Source organism: Candidatus Fermentibacter sp., from assembly GCA_030373045.1.
In the GTDB taxonomy this organism is placed as follows: Bacteria; Fermentibacterota; Fermentibacteria; order Fermentibacterales; family Fermentibacteraceae; genus Fermentibacter.
Map to the genome: position 1 here is coordinate 130,053 of JAUCPW010000004.1, position 17,928 is coordinate 147,980.

Here is a 17,928-nt window from a genome sequence, read left to right on the forward strand (position 1 = left end):
GGTACTCGGGCGGCTTGCGGGGTCGATCCCGCATGCCCGTTCTCTCAGGTCTCCGGGGTTGCCGGGGATCCATCCGATCCGGCGTCGATGCCCCCGGGCGACCGGAGGGGGCGTTCCCGCGCATCGTCTCCCGGCGTTCCGATGATGCCGGAAACCGACTCCATGAACTCCGGCAGCCTCGAGAGGGCGGCGTCGATCCTGAGAGCCCTCGCGTGAAGCCTGGCCGGGTAACCGGAAACGACGGCACCCGCCGGCACGCTCTTCGTGACACCTGCCTGGCCGGCGATGGTTGCCCCGTCGCCGATCTCGATATGTCCCCCGATGCCGGCCTGGCCGCCGAAAACGACTCCCCTGCCGACACGGGTGCTGCCTGCGATGCCGACCTGCGCGGCCAGCAGGCAGCCGGGTCCGAGTATGACATTATGGGCGAGGTGCACCAGGTTGTCGAGCTTGCAGTGGTCCCCCACCGTGGTGGCCCCGGTGACGGCCCTGTCGATGGTGCAGTTGGCCCCGATCTCGACGTCGTTCCCGATCACCACTATGCCGTTCTGGGGCACCTTCCTGTGGCCGGCAGGGTCGGGGACGAAGCCGAAGCCGTCGGCGCCCAGCACGGTGCCGGAATGGATCACGGTCCTGTCGCCGATCACGGTGCCGGCCTCCACCACGGCATGGGAGTGGATCACGCATCCCGAACCCAGCCGGGCATCCCTGCCGATGCAGCAGCAGGACCCGATCCGCGTGCCCTCCCCGATCGTGACTCCCTGTTCGAGCACGGTGCACGGGCCGATGGCCGACCCTGCCCCGATGACGGCCGTGGGATGCACGATCGCGGACGAATGGACGCCGTCGAACCCGGAGCTCCTGTCCGGGGCGAAGAGTCCGAGGGCCCTGCGGAAGGCGTCGTAGGCATTCGACACCCTGATCCTGTTGGGGGCCGAAGTCTCGACGTCCCCCGAGCAGATGACCGCGAGCGCCCTCGTGGACGAGAGCTGCCTGCGATATAGAGGGTTGCCGTAGTAGCAGACCTCGGCGGGGCCCGCATCCTGAAGGGACGAGACCCCCTCGACCGCCTCGTCGCCCCCGGGGCCGACCAGCTCTCCGCCGAGGGCCGCCGCGAGGTCGGCGAGGCTAATCCGCCGCGCCACCGGTGGACATCCTGGTTATCACCAGGTCGGTGATGTCGAGCGACTCGTCGGCATAGACGACGAATCCCCCGGCCGTATCGAGGACCAGCTCGTATCCGTTCTCGGTTCCCAGTTCGCGCACGGCCTCGTTGATCTCGTCGACGATCGGGGTGACGAGTTCCTCGTTCCGGCGCTCCGCCAGGCCGCCCGGGCCGAACGTGGAGGACAGGAACTGCTCGAGTTCCGCCCTTTTTTCCTCCAGGAGCGCCTCGCGCTCCCTCCTCCGTTCCGGGCTCATCATCAGGGTCCGGGAGAGGTCGAGTTCGATGGCGTCTATGTCGGCCTGGAGAGAGTCGGCATGGGCGTTCCATTCGTCTATCTCGGCCTCGAGCAGCTCCCTGGCATCCGCCACCCCGCCCAGCGATTCGAAGATCCGTTCGGAATCCAGGACGGCTACGGTCCCTGCACCGGCGGCGGCCGGGAGCAGGAGTGCGGCAATCGTGATCAACCTCATCCAAGCTCCGTCCGTGATCGGGAATCCGTCAGAAGTCGGTCCCGAACTGGAAATGGGGCTGCCATCCCTGGTCGGGTCCGTCGAAACCGTATGCGTAGTCGAGGCCCATGATGCCCAGCATCGGCACCTCGATCCGGAAGCCCAGACCGGCCCCCCTGTTGAGATCTCCGATATCGGCTAGCGACATCGAGCTCCATGTGTTGCCTGCGTCCATGAAGGCCGCGAGCTGCAGCTGGTCGAGCAGCCTGAGCCGGTATTCGGCCGAGAGGATCAGCATGAACTTGCCGCCCACCGTCTCGAATCCCTCGACCGCCCCGATGGTCTCGCTGTCGTATCCCCTGATGCCGTAGAAGCCGGTCCCGCCAAGCTCGAAGAGCTCGTACGCCGGGGGTGACTCGCCGGCCAGCGAGGCCAGCAGCCCGGTCCTCGCCCTGACCATGAACACGCACTTCCAGATGGAGGGGATGTACCAGCTGCTGTCGAGGAGGTACTTCTGATAGCCGATGTTCCCGCCCAGGGCCCCACCCGCGAACTCGGCGATGAACGAGTTCTCCGAGCCCTCGCCGGGGAATACCTGCCTGTCCCTGCTGTCGCGGACGACCGAGAACCTGACGGAGCTCGTCCACCTCGGCCAATCGGTGTCGTTCAGGCTGTAGTAGTAGCTCGTGGAGTCCTCGGTGATGTTGAAGACGTTGGTGCGCTCGAGCAGGTAGCGCACGGAGGCGGAGGTGTAGTCGATCCACGGGAGCACGCGCCCCACCGTCACGGCTCCGCCGGTCCTGGTGCGGTCGTAGTAGTCCTTGTCGGAGGTCGTGTGGAAGATCTCGCCGCCGAGAGTGAGGGGCGTGTCCCTGAACCACGGTTCGGTGAAGCTCAGTTCGACGTCGTTCGAGGACTTCGAGAACTGGTAGTTGATCGAGACGCTCTGTCCGCGCCCCAGGAGGTTGGTCTCCCCGAGTTCGAGATAGCCGTTGAACCCGTCGCTCGCTCCGTAGCCCGCTCCGAACCCGGCCTTCCCGGTGGACTTCTCGGCCACTTCGATGACGAGATCGATGTCCGAGGAGCCGTCGATTGCACGGAAGTCGGGGACCACATTGTCGAAATAATTGAGATAGAAGATGTTGCGCAGGCTCCTGACAAGGGCCGTTCTCTGGAACAGGTCGCCCGGGGTGACCCAGAGCTGCCGCCTTATCACGTTGTCCATGGTGCGGGTGTTGCCCACTATCTCGATGCGCCTTATGTGGGCCCGCTCGCCTTCGGTCACGTTGAACGTGACGGAGATCTCGCCGGCCGTGGTGTCCGCGGAGACGGCGGGTTCGACCGAGGCGTAGAAGTAGCCGCGATCCTGGAACTGCTCGTAGATGGCGTCGAGAGTCTGCTCGAAGCGGCTGACCCGGTACTCCTGTCCCTGCTCCATCCTCACCGTCAGGCCGAGCGTGCTGTCGGGTATGGCCTCGTTCCCCTGGAATGCGACGGGTCCGAAGCGGTAGAAGCGCCCCTCCGAGACCGTGATGGAGAGGCGGAGGTGCCGCCCGTCCTCCATCGTGCTGCGCTCGACCCCGAGAACCCTTGCGTCCGGGTATCCGTGATCCCAGTAGTATCTCTCGATCTTGCCCAGGTCCTCCGCGAGGTCGGACTCCCTCAGGCGTCCCGAGCGCCAGAACGAATCCTGCTTCGTCTTCATCTCGCCCCTGAGATCGCCGTCGTCGAACACGGTGTTGCCCTCGAACACGATCTCGCCGACCCTGACGTCGGGACCCTCCGTCACATCGAAGACCAGCGCGCACCTGCCCCCGGCATCGGGCGCGTCCCAGCGGGCGTCTACTGTGGCGAAGTGCCTGTGCTTCTCCGCGAGGAGGGCCAGGATGGTCATCCGTGCGTCCTCGACATCCATGAGGGAGACGGTCTGCCCCGGGAAGAGGAACAGCGAGTCCCTCACGTCCTCCTCGTCCATGCAGTCGAGACCCGTGATGGAGAAGTCGCTCAGGATCCTGTTCTCCTCGACACTGATCCTCAGGTCGACCAGCCCCGAGGACGAGTCGGCCAGGATCTCGATCGCCGAGAAGTACCCCAGGTTGAAGAGGTTCCTCAGGCCGTCAGCGGCGGCATCGGACGTGTACGGCATGCCGGTCTGGAGTCCGAAGGTCCGGACGATCAGGGAGTCGGTGACGAAAGCATTGCCCTCGACGCCTACGCTGCCGATGGTTCCGGCACCGGATGCGGCGGCGGCCGTGATGAGTATGAGGAGAGCCTTCAATTCGATGTTCTGCCTGTTGCCGTGAGTGCCTCCCGGTCCGTCATTCCGTCCCGGGCCTTCAGGAACAGGAGATGGTCGTCCGCCCTCTCTGCCACTATGTGATCCCCCCTGGTGAACTCGCCCTGGAGGAGAGCTTCGGTGAGCGGGTCCTCCACGAGTCGCTGTATGGTCCTGCGGAGATGCCTGGCCCCGGAGGACGGGTCGAAACCGCATTCGGCCATCAGCTCCCTGGCCGACGGGCTCAGGACGAGGTCGATCCCGAACTCCAGAAGCCTGCCCCTGACCTCCTCGAACTGGATCCCGACGATCCCGTCGATCTCCTCCCGTCCGAGCTGGTTGAAGACGACGATTTCATCGAGCCTGTTGATGAACTCCGGCGAGAAGAACCGCCTCACGCCGTCCATCATCAGATCCCGCTGGCGGCGGTTCCTGTCGGTGTCGGACTCGTTCGAGAAACCGGGGTGCCCGACGCCCTGGAGCTCCTTCGACGCCAGATTGCTGGTCATTATCAGGATCGTGTTGGAGAAGTCGACGTGCCTGCCGTAGCTGTCCGTCATGCATCCGTAGTCCATCACCTGCAGGAGCATGTTGAACAGGTCAGAATGGGCCTTCTCGACCTCGTCGAAGAGCACGACCGAGTACGGCCGCCTCCTGATCTTCTCGGTGAGCTGGCCTCCGTCGTCGTAGCCCACATATCCCGGGGGCGCTCCGACCAGCCTGGAGCCCGAGAACTTCTCCTGGAACTCGGACATGTCGATCCGGATCAGGGCGCTGGTGTCGCCGAACACCTTCTCGGCGATGACCCTTGCGGTCTCGGTCTTGCCGACCCCTGAGGGGCCCATGAAGAGGAAGGCGCCGGATGGCCGGTGCGGGTCCTTGAGGCCGACCCTGCCCCTCCTGATCGCCCTGGCGATGACTCCGAGGGCTTCGTCCTGCCCGACGATCCGGGAGGAGAGATGCTTCTCGAGATCCCTGAGATGCGCGAGCTCGCTCTCGGTCATCCTGTTCACGGGGATGCCGGTCATGTCCGACACCACCTCGGCCACCAGGTCGACCGTGACGATCCTCCTGTCCTCGGAGGACAGCCATTCGTTCCTCGCGGCGGCCAGGACGGCCTGCTTCTTCTCGACCTCGAACCGGAGCTTCATGGCCTCCTCGAAGTCGCACATCTCGGTGGCGCGGGTCATGTCCGACTCCATCAGCTCGATCTCGTGTTCGATCTGATCGAGCCCCGGCGGCATCGCCGATGCCTGGAGCCTGGTCTTGGCGCCGGCCTCGTCCATGACGTCGATCGCCTTGTCCGGCAGGAACCTGCCGCTTATGAACCGGTCGGCCAGGCTGGCGCAGGCATGCACGGCGTCGGGCAGGAACTCGGCTCCGTGGTGTTCTTCGTACTTGCTCCTGAGGCCGTCGAGGATCTCGACCGTGAGCGCCACCGTGGGCGGATCGACCGGAACCGGCTGGAATCGCCTCTCGAGGGCGCCGTCCTTCTCGATGCGCCGCCTGTACTCGTCGAGGGTGGTCGCCCCGATGCACTGGAACTCGCCCCTGGCCAGCGCCGGCTTGAGCAGGTTGGCCGCGTCGATGGCGCCTTCGGCCGCTCCCGCACCGACGATGGAATGTATCTCGTCGATGAACAGGATGATGTTGCCGGCTTCGGATATCTCCTTGAGCAGGACCTTGAGCCTCTCCTCGAACTGACCCCTGTACTTGGTGCCGGCGATCACCCCGGCCATGTCCAGGGCCATCAGCCTCCTGTCGCGGAGGGGCGGCGGCACGCGGCACGAGATGATGAGCTGCGCGAGACCCTCTACGATGGCGGTCTTGCCCACCCCCGGCTCGCCTATGAGCACCGGGTTGCACTTCTTCCTCCTGCAGAGGACCTGGATGACCCTCGAGATCTCCTTCTCGCGGCCGATGACGGGATCGAGCGAGTTCTCGCCTGCCATCGCGGTGAGGTCGCGGCAGAAGAACTCGAGGGCGGACGTGGATTCCTCCTCGGACTTCTCCTCCCTTCCGCGGGGCAGGTTCTGGAGTTCGGTGACCGCGCGGTCGAGCAGCACTCCCCGCTCGCGGAGGAGGTTCGCGGCCATGCAGCTGGATACGGCGATGAGCCCCAGCAGGATGTGCTCGGTCCCGACCGTCTGGTGGTTCATCAGGCTCGACTGCCTGTTGGCCTCGTGGAGGACCAGCCGGGCCTTGGTAGTCCAGCCGACCTCGTGCGTGGGGATCGTTATCCCCGACGGCTTCCTGATGTAGCTCTCGAGGCGGACCCTCAACTCGGACGTGTTGACGCCGAGGGCATGCAGTATGGAGATGGCGGTGGAACCCCTGACGGAGAGCAGGCCGAAGAGCATGTGCTCGGAACCGACCTTGGCCTGCCCGTACTTGCTGGCCTCGGTGCGCGCTATGTTGATCGCCGCCCTGGCTCTCTCGCTGTACTGCTCGGGCAATCGATACCTCCGTGGAATCGTGGCTGTCTACTGAATATACTGGCAACGCGCCCAGGGGTTCCTGCCTGCAGCGCGGGGATGATACCCGGTACCGCCCTGGCCGGGCAAACTCAGCCTTCCCGGATCAGCAGCCCCGATGCCAGCCGGTAGGCCCTGTCCGACCCCGCGGCGAGAGCAGCGGAATGCGTGGCGAGGACGAAGGCCTGTCCGTGATCATGCGCGAGCTGCCCGATCAGGTCCCTCAGCCTCTCGCCGTTCACTGGATCGAGATTGCCGGTGGGTTCGTCGGCAAGGACCACGTCCGGCCGTGCCACCAGGGCCCTGGCTATGGCCGCCCTCTGCCTCTCGCCGCCCGAGATCTTCGAGGGGAACCTGCCGGTCAGACCTTCGAGCCCCACCTCGCGGAGGATCGCCGACGCTGCATCCTCGGCCTCTGCTTTCGCCCTTCCCGCTATCAGGAGAGGGATCGCGACGTTCTCGAGGACCGTGAACTCCTCCATGAGGTGATGGAACTGGAACACGAACCCGAGTCTCCTGTTCCGGAGCGCCGCCCTTCCGCCCTCCGGGGAGAGCCAGGCATCGACGCCGCCTATCAGGACCGAACCGGAATCGGGGGGTTCCAGGACACCCAGGATGTTCAGGAGCGTGCTCTTCCCCGAGCCGCTCGGGCCGGTGACCGCCACGATCTCGCCGGGGGCGGCCTCGAAGTCGATCCCGCGAAGCACCTCGAGCACCGCGCCGCTCTCGCGGTAGGACTTCCTGATCCCCCTGCAGGAGAGGGCCGGCGCATCACTCATGCCGCACGCATTCCGCGGGGGGGACGGACAGGGCCGAGGCCGCCGGGAGTGCCGACGCGGCCAGGCAGGCCGCGATCGTGGCGCCCATGGTGAGCAGCCAGGCGCCCGGATCGACCCTGGCGACGAGAGTGTCCACCCAGTAGACAGAATCCTCCAGGTGCAGGGGGACGAGCCTGTTGACAGCGAGGATCGCGAGGGCCGCGAATGCGGAACCCGCCAGGCAGCCGGACACGCCCAGGATGAGACCCTGGAAGAAGCCGATCCCCAGGATGTGGCCCGGGGTGGCGCCCATCGCCCTCAGGACGCCCGTGTCCCTGCGATGCTCCAGCGCGATCATCGCAAGCGCGCTCGACAGGTTCAGCAGGGCAACGACGGTGATCAGGGCGAGCACCACCGTCATGCCGAACCGTTCCAGCCCGAAGGCCCGGAAGAGGTTCTCGTGCCGGGTCAGGAAGGCCTCGGCCTCCATGAACCTGTCGTATCTCGAATCCACGTATTCGGACCTGAGGGAGGCGGACAGGGCCGCAGAGGACTCCACCGCGTCGGCGCCGGGATCCAGCGAGACGCCGGCGGCGGAGAAGCGGCCGGCGGTTCCGTAGAGCGCTCCCGCGGTGCCGAGGCTCACGACCGCGAGGCCGGAATTGTACTCGGCGAGCCCGAAGTCACGGACGCTTGCCACCCGGACGGAAACTATGGTATCGACGACGGCATGGCCGGAGGATGTGATGTCCACCGTTTCGGTCGAGGCTATCCTGATGCTGTCGCCTTCGAGGACGGAGAGCCTGGCGGCCAGCTCCGACCCAAGGACGGCCTCGCTGCCCGAGGCTGGAAGGCCTTCGGAGAGCGAGGAGACGCCCCTCTCGGCAACGGGATCGACCGCCCGGACCAGTATGCCCGCCACGGAACCGCCCTCGCCGGAGGCGACTGCGGCCTTCTCGAGATAGGGCGACACCGAACCGAGGCCGGGTGTGGAGGCGGCGAGAGCCCTGACGAGATCGACGTCCCGCCCGGTCAGGTATCCTCCTCCCGGCGCCGTGACTATCAGCGCGGGATTGGCCATGGACAGGAAGTCCATGATGGATCCCTGGAAGCCGTTCATGAACGCGTCGAGCAGGAGTAGCGCGGCTACGCCGATCGCGATGCCGGAGATCGAGAGGATGGACACCATCCTGACCACCCCGGAATGGGCGCGGCTCCATATCTGCCGGAAAGCCACGGGCGGCACGACGGGACAGCTCAACGGAGACGCCTGAGCTGGGGGAACAGGATGACGTCCCTGATCGAGGATGCGTCGGTGAGCACCATTGCGAGACGGTCGACCCCGACCCCGAGACCGCCCGCGGGCGGCATGCCGATCTCGAGGGCATGGAGGAAGTCCTCGTCGACCTCGCCCATGCGCTCGGACGAACCCGACGCCTGTTCCTGGAGGATGGCCCTCTGCAGTACGGGATCGTTCTGCTCGCTGAAGGCGTTGCCCATCTCCAGCCCGGCGATGAACGGCTCGAACCTCTCGGTGATGCCCGGGCAGCCGGGCTTCGGCTTGGCAAGCGGCGAGAGGAACTGCGGATAGTCGAGCACGAACGTGGGCTGGACGAGCCCGGAAGTGACGTAGTGGTCGAACAGCTTGTCGATCAGGGACTCCCTGTCGGCAGCCCCTGGAGCCGTCCCCAGATCGTCGCAGCGCTTCCTGAGGGCTCCGGGCTCCCAGGAGAAGAAGTCCTCTCCGCTCGCGTCCCTGAGCGAGTCGACGAATCCGACCCGTGCGAAGGGGGCCCGGAGGCAGATCCTGTGGCCCCTGAAGGCCACCTCCATGCCGGTACCGGCCGCCTCGGCCGCCTCCCCCACCATCTCCTCGAAGCGGGTCATCATCGTGCCGTAGTCGCCGTAGGCCTCGTAGAGCTCGAGCTGGGTGAACTCCGGCGAGTGGGTCCTGTCGATCCCCTCGTTCCTGAAGTCCTTCCCGAGTTCGTACACCCTGTCGATGCCGCCCGCGAGAAGCCGCTTCAGGTACAGCTCCGTGGCGATCCGCAGGTAGAACCTCTCGCCGAGATGGACGTACTCGGTGGTGAAGGGCTCGGCAGAAGCCCCGCCGTAGAGGGGCTGGAGCACCGGGGTCTCCGCCTCGACGAAACCGTTCCGGTCGAGGTAGGACCGGAGCGCGGTCACGATCCTCGAGCGGGCCAGCGCCCTGGCCCTGCTCGCGGGGTTGACCAGCAGATCCATGGTCCTGTGCCTGTACATCAGTTCGGTGTCGGCCAGGGCGTCGAAGGTCCTGCCCTCGGCGTCCGTCTTCACCACCGGCAGCGGCCTGAGGCTCTTGCAGAGCAGTTCCATCTCCTGGACGTCGACCGTCAGCTCTCCCGTCCTGGTGCGGAAGACGCCTCCGGACACCCTGACGATGTCACCGAGGTCGAGGAGGCCGGCCAGGGTCCACACGGCCCCGGGGAGCCTGTCCTTCCTGAAATACGCCTGGATGGACGCCCCTTCGCTCCAGATGTCGACGAAGAGGGCCTTGCCGTGCTCGCGCCGTGCCCTTATCCTGCCGGCGGTCGACACCGGACCAGGGGTTTCCCCTGCCTGCACCACCGACGCGACGGGTGTGACGGGGCCGGTCCTGGGAGGATACGGGTCCAGGCCCAGAACATCCCTTACCTCGACGAGCTTGGCCCGCCTGATGTCCATCTGGTCGCCCTGTTCGATCATCACCTGCCCCCCGTCCGCAGATACTCCTCTATGAAGGCCTGGATGTCGCCGGCCAGGAACCCGTCCACGTCCGATGTCTCCATGCCCGTCCTGTGGTCCTTCACCATCTGGTACGGCTGAAGGACGTACGATCTGATCTGGTTGCCCCACGAGACGTCCTTCTTCGTGCTCTCGAGCTCGTCCTTCTCCGCCCTGCGCTTCTCCTCCTCGAGCTCGTACAGCCTCGACCTCAGGATCCTCATGGCGACCTCGCGGTTCCGGTGCTGCGACCTCTCGTCCTGGCACGTCACGACTATCCCGCTCGGGATGTGGGTGATCCTGATCGCGGAGGAGGTCTTGTTCACGTGCTGCCCTCCCGCCCCGCTGGAACGGTAGGTGTCGACGCGCAGATCCTCGTCCCTGATCTCGATGTCGATGCTCTCGTCGACCTCGGGCAGGGCGAACACGGATGCGAAACTGGTGTGGCGCCTGTGGTTCTGGTCGAAGGGCGAACGCCTCACGAGCCGGTGGATCCCGCTCTCGGCCAGGAGATAACCGTAGGCGAAGGGCCCCTTCACCGAGATGACCGCCTCGCGGATCCCGGCCTCCTCGCCGGGCTGGAGGTTGAGCATCTCGGTCTCGAACCCCATCTTCTCGGCCCAGCGGACGTACATGCCCATGAGCATCTCCGCCCAGTCCTGGCTGTCTATCCCACCGGCCCCGGGCCGCACCGTGAGGATCGCATCCTTCCGGTCATCCTTGCCCGAGAGCATGCTGCGGAAGACGAGGACTCCGCATTCGGCCTCGAGGGTCTCCAGCCGGCGGACCGTATCCTGCGCCAGTTCCTCGTCGGGCTCCTGCTCGAGCAGCTCCAGCGCCACCTCGACGTCCTCGAGCTGCCTCCGCAGAGCCCTTACCGGCGCTGTCCAGGCCTGTATCTCCTTGAGTTCTGATATGATCGCCAGCGCCTTCTTCCTGTCGTCCCAGAACCCCTGGTCCGCCATGGCGCGGCCTATCTCCTCCTCGCGGACGCTCATCGCATCGAGGTCAAAGGCCCTCCCTGAGCTTGTCGAGCTGCCCTGTCAGCGCCGTGATCCTGTCCTGGGTGTCCGATGCCATCCCGTCACAATCCCTTCAGGCGTAAATCGCTTCGTTTATCGCAAAAGCAGGGCGCAGGGACAAGGGCCGCCGGGATGGAACCGGATATCCCGGGGTACCGCTTCTATTTGCGGGGTGGCGGGCTCACCGGTGCCTCGGCCGTACGGATCGAGTATTATCGAGGATTCGATCTGTCGGTTGTCATGGCCGCGCACTCCGCGGCGACCAGGAAGGATGGACTGATGTCAGGATTCGAGGACAGGATCGACGGTCTCTTCGACCGCATCGAGAGGAACAACGACTGGCGGCAGAGGCGCTGCCTGAACCTCATCCCGTCGGAGAACACGCCCAGCCCCATAGTGAAGATCTGCGAGATGTGCGATCCCGCCGGGCGATATGCCGAGCACAGGTCCATGAAGAGCCGCGAGGTATACTTCTACCAGGGCACGGATTTCATCAGGGATGTCGAGATCGAGGCCCAGGAGGCTCTCTGCGGGTACTTCGGGGCCACCGAGACCGAGCTGAGGCCCATCAGCGGCCAGATGGCCAACGAGATCGTGTTCAAGGCGGTCACGAGGTTCGTCAACAGGGACTCCGCCCCCGGCGTGTTCAGGAAGCTGCGCGCAGTGATGAACAACGACCTCGGCAAGGGCGGGCACCTCTCGAGCCAGCCCATGGGCGCGCTGTTCAACTTCGTCGACATCGATCCCGCCACGGGCGAGGAGAACTGCGTCAACTTCCCCGTCCGCTCCGACAACATGTACAGGATCGACACCGACAGGCTCGCCGGCCTGATAGGCGACAGGAAGCCCGAACTGATCGTATTCGGCAAGAGCATGTTCCTGTACCCGGAACCGGTCAGCCTCGTTGCGGAGATCGTCAGGGACATGCAGCCCCGGCCCGTGATCATGTACGACATGGCCCACGTGCTCGGCCTCTACGGAGCATTCCAGGCCCCCCTCGCCGAAGGTGCCGACCTGGTGACGGGTTCGACCCACAAGACATTCTTCGGCCCCCAGCGCGGCGTCATCGCGAGCAGGATGGACAAGTCGAGCCCCCTGCGCAAGCTCTGGCTCGACATCCGCAGCAGGGCGTTCCCCGGCAGCACCAGCAACCACCATCTGGCCACGCTTGTCGGCCTGCTGGTCGCGACCCACGAGATGAACGAGTTCAAGGAGGAATACCAGACCAGGGTGCTCTCGAACGCCAGGGCGTTCGCCAGGCATCTGGCCGACAACGGGTTGAGGGTCGAGGGCGATCCCTCCGACGGCTACACCATGACCCACCAGGTCGTACTGCGCGTGAGCGAGTTCGGAGACGGGGCCGACATCGCCAGGAGGCTCGAGGAGAACGGCATCATAGTCAACTACCAGGCCCTCCCGGACGACGAGACGTTCCTCGTATCCAGCGGCCTCCGCACGGGCGTCTCCGAGATGACCCGGTTCGGCATGGACGAGGACGACTTCGGCCCGGTCGCGTCGATGATGGCGCGCTGCATAAGGGACAAGGCCGACGTGTCGAAGGAGGTCGAGGCCTACAGGAGCCGCTTCACCACCATGAGGTACACGCTGCCCCTGCAGAAGTCCCTCGCGCTGGCCGCGCGCGCCCTGCGCTCGTCCTTCCCCACGGACGACTACTCCCGAATGCTGTCCGACAACCTGGCGTCGCTGCTCTAGCGAAGAATCATGCCAAGGGCCCCCGGCACCGGCCGGGGGCCCGTTTCCATTTCCGCGAATCCGTGTTCCGCCCCTAGGCGGGGCCTCTCCCGGTCCTGTGCGCGACCACAGTGAACAGGCGCAGCCTGCGGCCCCTGTAGGTCTGACGGTGGTACGTCACCTCGGCGTTGCCGAATCCCAGCACTCCCAGCATTCTTGCGACGATCTCGGGATGGAGCTTCCACCAGGTGTCGGTCGGGCGCCGTGTTTCCCCGTCTGGTGCGAATCCCATCGAGGGCTGTCTCAGGATTGCGGGGACGAGCCGCCGCAGGCCGCTCTTCGGGAGGAGATCCGACCGCGGCAGCATGTCCGTCACGATTGCGGTCCCGGCCGTGTGCGAGAGGCACTTCTGCATCGCGAGGAACGGATCCCTGAGGTGGAGCAGGATGCTGCCCAGCAGGCAGACGTCGAAGGTGCCGATATCATCCGGCACCTCGTAGACATGGCCGTGGACAAGGCGGACGCGTGAGTCGAAGAGCCTGTGGCCGAGCCAGAACGAGTTGTTGATGCGCCTCATCTGCGCCCGCATCTCGGCCTTCTCGATGGAGGCGTCGCGCCCGGCGTAGGGGATGACGTCCCACTCCTGCTCCTCCGACAGGTCGTAGGCCGTCACCAGGGCGCCGCGCTTCTCCATCTCGAACGTGAGGAAGCCGCTGGCCGGGCCAGGTTCGAACACCGACACGCCCTGGAAGTCGACATGTCCCAGATAGTCGTCGACGCCACCGCGCAGGTCCCACGGGCCCTCCACGGTGCCCAGACCGGGAAGGTCCACGGTGTGATAGAAGCAGCAGTCGTCGAGGCTCTCGACATGTCTCGGAGCCGCGAATCCCACGAATCGACCGGACATCTCGTCCCTCCGCGCTGTTGAGTGGTGTTTATAGGCCCCCCACCCCCTCCCCGCAACACCTTCCCATCAGACCGCTCCCATCAGACCGCTGGAAAACCGTTCCCATCCTTCGCCGAACCGCCTCGAAAACTCCGATATGATGCGTTTGCTTTTATTTGCATGCTATACTATTAACGTTATGTTCGGGCAAACCGGAATCATGCCCGGCTGTTGGAATAAATCATGTGTGATCACCGGAACACATGCCCGATGCCCGCTATTTGAACTCCACATGCATTATGCGCTGCTTGTGCTTTTCAGGCGTATTCGGGAACGAAAGTCAAAGGCGATCTGGAGGGAAATGGAAAGGGCGCCGCTCGCGCGGCGCCCTGAGGTATGGATCGGGCTCTACTTGGAGTAGAACTCCACGACCATGCGCTCCTGGACCTCGAGAGTGATGTCCTCGCGCGCCGGCAGGCTCTTCATCGAAGCCTTGCGGGACTTGGGGTCGACCTCCAGGTAGGCGGGCACGCCGATGCCGCGGCCCTGCGTGATGTTGTCGACGATGACCTTGAGATCCCTGCTCGACTCCTTCAGGGAGATGATGTCGCCCACGCCGACCTGGTAGGAGGCGATGTCCACCTTGTGGCCGTTGACGGTGATGTGCCCGTGGGACACGAGCTGGCGCGCCGCCGGGATGGTGCTGGCGAAGCCCGATCTCGCCACTACGTTGTCGAGCCTGCGCTCCACGAGCTGGAGGAGGTTCACGCCGGTTTCTCCCGGGAGGCTCGCGGCCTTCTGGAAATACGCCTCGAGCTGCTTCTCGGACAGGCCGTAGTTGTAGCGGATCTTCTGCTTCTCGGAGAGCTGCATCCTGTAGACCGACACCCTGCGGCGGCGGTGCTGCCCGCCGGCCTCTCCCGGAGGGGAGGTGCGCTTCCTGGCGGCCTTGTGGGTGAGCCCCGGCAGCATCACGCCGAGAGACCTCACCTTTCTGAGCCTGGGACCTCTGTAAGTCGACACTAATCTGACCTCCGGGCCGCCCGTGGCGGCCTTGCTGCTGGATATCAAACCGAACTGCCGCAAAAAGCTCGGAAAATCTAGCCCTGCGGTGGGGCTCCGTCAAGAAGAGGGCCGGCCCGGGGCCGGCCCTCGTCAGTCGAGCTCTTCTACCTGAGCAGCACGCAGGTGCGGGATGTGGAGCCCGCGGCTGTGCGGAGGCGGATCATGTAGATGCCGTCGGCGAGAGGCCTGCCGTCGGCACCGTCACCGGCCCACGTCACTTCGTGGGATCCGGCGGCGACTTCGCCGGAGGTGATGGTGTCGACCAGCCGGCCGGCCATGTCGAACACGTCCAGGCTCGCGAAACCGGGTTCGGACACGCTGAACTGGATCGACGTGGCTGCCGAGAACGGGTTGGGTGCAGGCGAGCCGAGGCAAAGGGAGCCAACCGCCCCCTCGCCGCCCTCGATGCCCGTGCCCGGGTTGGCCGAACCGCGGTAGGGCTCTGCATTGTGGTAGGTCGCCGTGACGGTCGCCCACTCGGTGGAGGACGGGAGGGACGGGATGGTGAGCGTCACGACGCCGGAGGCGTTGGTGAGCCCGCCGTCGAGATAGACCGAGTCCTGCACGACTCCGACAAGGGCGCCTTCGACGGGTGAACCGCCGCTCGTCACGGTCACCGTGAAGCTGCCCTGCGATATCGCGGAGGGATGGTCGGCCGTGAGGGCCGGCAGGGGCGAGGTGGTGCAGAAGATGTCAAGCTCGGGGCATCCGAAGATCATGTGCATGTTGTTGTTGGATGATGCGCCGCTGAAGCCGTAGAACTGCTCGACCTTGAGCTTGCCGTAGTCGACAGCGTCACCCGTGTGCCAGATGTCCTCTTCGAAGTACCCGCGGAAGGTGTACTCTGCAAGGGAGTCGGTCTGGCCTACAGGGCTGTTCACCGTGGCCGCCATTATGCCTATCGCGCCCTTGGGGGACTCGACGGTGCCCTCGTTCATCCAGGCCTCGGCGAAGCAGTAGCCGTCGTCGAAGGCGCCGTTCTGGCAGGCGATGGAGTTGATCCAGGGAAGCATCCTGCCGTTGGACAGGGCCGCGACGTTCGAGTTGCTGAAGCCGGATGTCCCCCATGCCGTCATCGATCCGTGGCCGATGTAGCTGATCAGGGAGCGGCCGTCGTTGATGCTGGCCGAGATCGCGGCCACGGTAGGCGTCATGCCTCCCTCGTCGCAGTAGTAGTCGACCGTCATGCCGGCCGCCATGAAGATCTCGGTGTACTCCCAGCTGTGGGCCGGATCCTCGAAGTCGGTGGAACCGATGCTCACCGCATTCTGGAACCAGCTCTCGGCAGGCATGTAGGGGTCGTACTCGTAGTTGAAGATCTTCCAGGTCTGGTAGGCCAGGTCGTCGGTGTCCTCGTTGGAGAGCCTGCCGACATGGATCGACGGAACCGAGGTGGCGGTACCGATGACGCCGTACTGGTTGTCCTGGGCCATGCCGCCCGAGAGCGGCGTCGGCACCACGTTGTGGTTGCCGCAGATGAGGATGTACAGGGGCGGGTTGGACCAGGTGTTGAACGCGTTCTCGATCCAGGCGTCGATGGCGGAGGATGTGGCGCCGATCGTCGGGACGACTCCGTACACGACCTCGTAGCCCTTCTCCATCTTCCAGTCGATGAGGTCCTGGCAGAGTGCTATGCTCTCCTCCGACCCGATCACGAGGTAGCAGCCGTCGACCGTATTCTGCCCGGCGGGCTCGAAACCGAGCACCTCCTCGTAGAAAGGCAGATATGCGGGCGTTATGCCCGTGGCCGCGCGCACGAGCTCGTTCTCGCCCTGGCCGCCGGTTGGGACGAGGCGGGCGGTGACGCTCGTGGTGATGATGGTTTCACCGGTGACGGGGTTGTAGCGCACGGGATTGAACCGCACCCAGGCGACCCTGAGGTCTCGCAGGATCTGGATCGATTCGAGCGTGGCCGCTTCGCCCGGGAAGAAGCCGGAGTTGCCGTAGACGGCTTCATCCTGGCGGTAGGGCGGCGTATCGCCGTTCCTGGAGGGGGATTCCTGGAAGGCCGCCACGTCGTACGAACCCAGGACGGAAGTCTCCTCGGAGACTATCTCGAGCCTGTAGTCGCCGGTGTTGTCGACCAGGACCATGCTGCGCACCGCAGGGAGGTCGGGGGCGCCCAGCTGCCCCACGAAACCCCATCCGGGTATCCTGATGACGCTGGCCGGCCCGAAGCCGTCGACGAACGCATCCTCGCGGGTGAGGGCGGGGAGGTTGAACTCGATCAGCGTCTCGGCGCCGTCTCGGCCGAGGAAGACCGCCGGATCGACTTCGCCGGGAGCCCTGTACAGGACGTCCGCGTATGCAAGCGATGCTACCAGGAACAGCAATATCACAATCCTTGCCACCTCGTCCTCCCTTGGCGCAATGGTTGATCTCTCTGGTAGGATAATGCCCGTGGTTTTATAGAGTTCCACGGGTATCGGGTCAATGTCGTGCGCATGGCCGGGGAGTTGTCCCCGGGCCCGCGCGCCGGGATATTCCGGGCGGAGGGAGCGATGCCGAGAACTGCGAGGATCTGCATCGGGAACGCCTTCTACCTGGTCTCCACGAGGGCCGGCGGGGGGCTCCTGCTGTTCAGGGACGCCCCTGACTACTCGGCCTTTGTCGCACTCGTACCGCCCCTGCTGGCGGGAACCGGCCTCGATCTCCGGGCCTGGTGCCTCCTTCCCGGATCGGCCACCCTCCTCCTCCACGGTGAAGGCGAGGAGATGAAGAGATTCACGAGACTCCTCCTCGGCAGGTACTCGAGGGTCAGGACCGACGTACGGGGTTCCGGCACGGGCCTGTACGGAGGCGGCAGGTACTCGAGCAGGGCCTTCGACGACGAGTCCCGGGCCCCTTCGGTCATCCGGTACGTCCATTCCCTGCCGTCGCGCGAGGGGATCGTGCTGTTCCCCGAGGCCTGGGAGTGGTCGAGCCTGAGAAGGAGCATCGGAGCGGGAGGGCGCTCGGCAGGCCGTTCCGGCATGGCCGGGCACCCCGTGCTCCCGCCCGATCCCGGCGAACCGGAACCCGACTGGAGGGAGTTCGAGATCAGGCGCCCGCCCGAACCGGCTGTTCCGTCCGAGAGGCTGTTGCCGGCCGATCCCGCGGCAGTGCTGGCCAGGGAGTACGGGGTGCACCGCGCCAGGCTCGTCAACCCCAGGGGGCGGGCGCAGCAGGCGCTCAGGCACGAGGCCTTCAGGGAATGCCGAAGGAGATGGGGCATGAACTACTCGGAGGTGGCCAGGGCCTTCGGCGTCACGCCTTCGGCGGTGATCTGCGCCCTGAGGAGGATGGAGGGCGGGAGCTGAACCCGCCCCGGGCGGAGGGGGGGGGGGGGGGGGGGGGGGGGGGGGGGGGGGGGGGGGGGGGGGGGGGGGGGGGGGGGGGGGGGGGGGGGGGGGGGGGG

Annotated in this window: 12 protein-coding genes and 1 pseudogene; 2 read left to right on the forward strand and 11 right to left on the reverse strand. The window is 65.6% G+C overall.

All coding sequences use genetic code 11. The features are described 5' to 3' along the window. Window positions 1-44 precede the first annotated feature (44 nt). The 8 genes and pseudogenes from lpxD to prfB all read right to left on the reverse strand — a co-directional run bounded on the left by lpxD (window position 45) and on the right by prfB (window position 10,876). Window positions 45-1,145 (reverse strand): UDP-3-O-(3-hydroxymyristoyl)glucosamine N-acyltransferase, encoded by a 1,101-nt coding sequence (lpxD, locus tag QUS11_01755; protein ID MDM7992016.1) that lies wholly within the window; start codon window positions 1,143-1,145, stop codon window positions 45-47. After that, window positions 1,129-1,638: an OmpH family outer membrane protein gene (locus tag QUS11_01760; GenBank protein ID MDM7992017.1), complete on the reverse strand. Its 510-nt coding sequence runs from the start codon at window positions 1,636-1,638 to the stop codon at window positions 1,129-1,131. The genes lpxD and QUS11_01760 overlap by 17 nt, the downstream gene beginning before the upstream one ends. Before the next feature lie 28 nt (window positions 1,639-1,666). Next, a complete protein-coding gene (gene bamA, locus QUS11_01765; GenBank protein ID MDM7992018.1) occupies window positions 1,667-3,895 on the reverse strand; it encodes an outer membrane protein assembly factor BamA in 2,229 nt (742 codons plus the stop codon). After that, window positions 3,892-6,348, reverse strand: coding sequence for an ATP-dependent Clp protease ATP-binding subunit (locus tag QUS11_01770; GenBank protein ID MDM7992019.1), 2,457 nt, complete (start codon window positions 6,346-6,348; stop codon window positions 3,892-3,894). Before QUS11_01770 ends, bamA begins: the two co-directional genes overlap by 4 nt. Window positions 6,349-6,458: 110 nt before the next feature. Next, the gene (locus QUS11_01775; protein MDM7992020.1) at window positions 6,459-7,145 is read right to left on the reverse strand and encodes an ABC transporter ATP-binding protein; all 687 of its coding nucleotides are present in this window, start codon (window positions 7,143-7,145) and stop codon (window positions 6,459-6,461) included. Further along, complete coding sequence (locus QUS11_01780) at window positions 7,138-8,385, reverse strand: ABC transporter permease (protein MDM7992021.1); 1,248 nt, start codon at window positions 8,383-8,385, stop codon at window positions 7,138-7,140. The genes QUS11_01775 and QUS11_01780 overlap by 8 nt, the downstream gene beginning before the upstream one ends. Beyond that, entirely contained in the window at window positions 8,382-9,848 is a 1,467-nt protein-coding gene (lysS, locus tag QUS11_01785) for a lysine--tRNA ligase (protein MDM7992022.1), read from the reverse strand. Before lysS ends, QUS11_01780 begins: the two co-directional genes overlap by 4 nt. Then, window positions 9,848-10,876 (reverse strand): annotated as a pseudogene (prfB, locus tag QUS11_01790) (peptide chain release factor 2). Before prfB ends, lysS begins: the two are co-directional and overlap by 1 nt. A gap of 291 nt (window positions 10,877-11,167) precedes the next feature. Here prfB and QUS11_01795 point away from each other — a divergent pair. Next, complete coding sequence (locus tag QUS11_01795) at window positions 11,168-12,601, forward strand: hypothetical protein (protein MDM7992023.1); 1,434 nt, start codon at window positions 11,168-11,170, stop codon at window positions 12,599-12,601. A 73-nt stretch (window positions 12,602-12,674) separates the two neighbouring features. Here the strand turns inward: QUS11_01795 and QUS11_01800 are convergent, their stop codons facing one another. The 3 genes from QUS11_01800 to QUS11_01810 all read right to left on the reverse strand — a co-directional run bounded on the left by QUS11_01800 (window position 12,675) and on the right by QUS11_01810 (window position 16,882). Next, window positions 12,675-13,487, reverse strand: a complete 813-nt coding sequence (locus tag QUS11_01800) for a hypothetical protein (GenBank protein MDM7992024.1) — start codon at window positions 13,485-13,487, stop codon at window positions 12,675-12,677. 387 nt (window positions 13,488-13,874) lie between these two features. Then, entirely contained in the window at window positions 13,875-14,489 is a 615-nt protein-coding gene (gene rpsD / locus QUS11_01805; GenBank protein MDM7992025.1) for a 30S ribosomal protein S4, read from the reverse strand. Window positions 14,490-14,635: 146 nt separating this feature from the next. Next, window positions 14,636-16,882, reverse strand: coding sequence for a C25 family cysteine peptidase (locus QUS11_01810; protein MDM7992026.1), 2,247 nt, complete (start codon window positions 16,880-16,882; stop codon window positions 14,636-14,638). Between the two features lie 150 nt (window positions 16,883-17,032). Between QUS11_01810 and QUS11_01815 the strand changes: the two genes are divergently transcribed. Next, complete coding sequence (locus tag QUS11_01815) at window positions 17,033-17,830, forward strand: hypothetical protein (protein ID MDM7992027.1); 798 nt, start codon at window positions 17,033-17,035, stop codon at window positions 17,828-17,830. The last annotated feature ends 98 nt before the right edge of the window (window positions 17,831-17,928 follow it).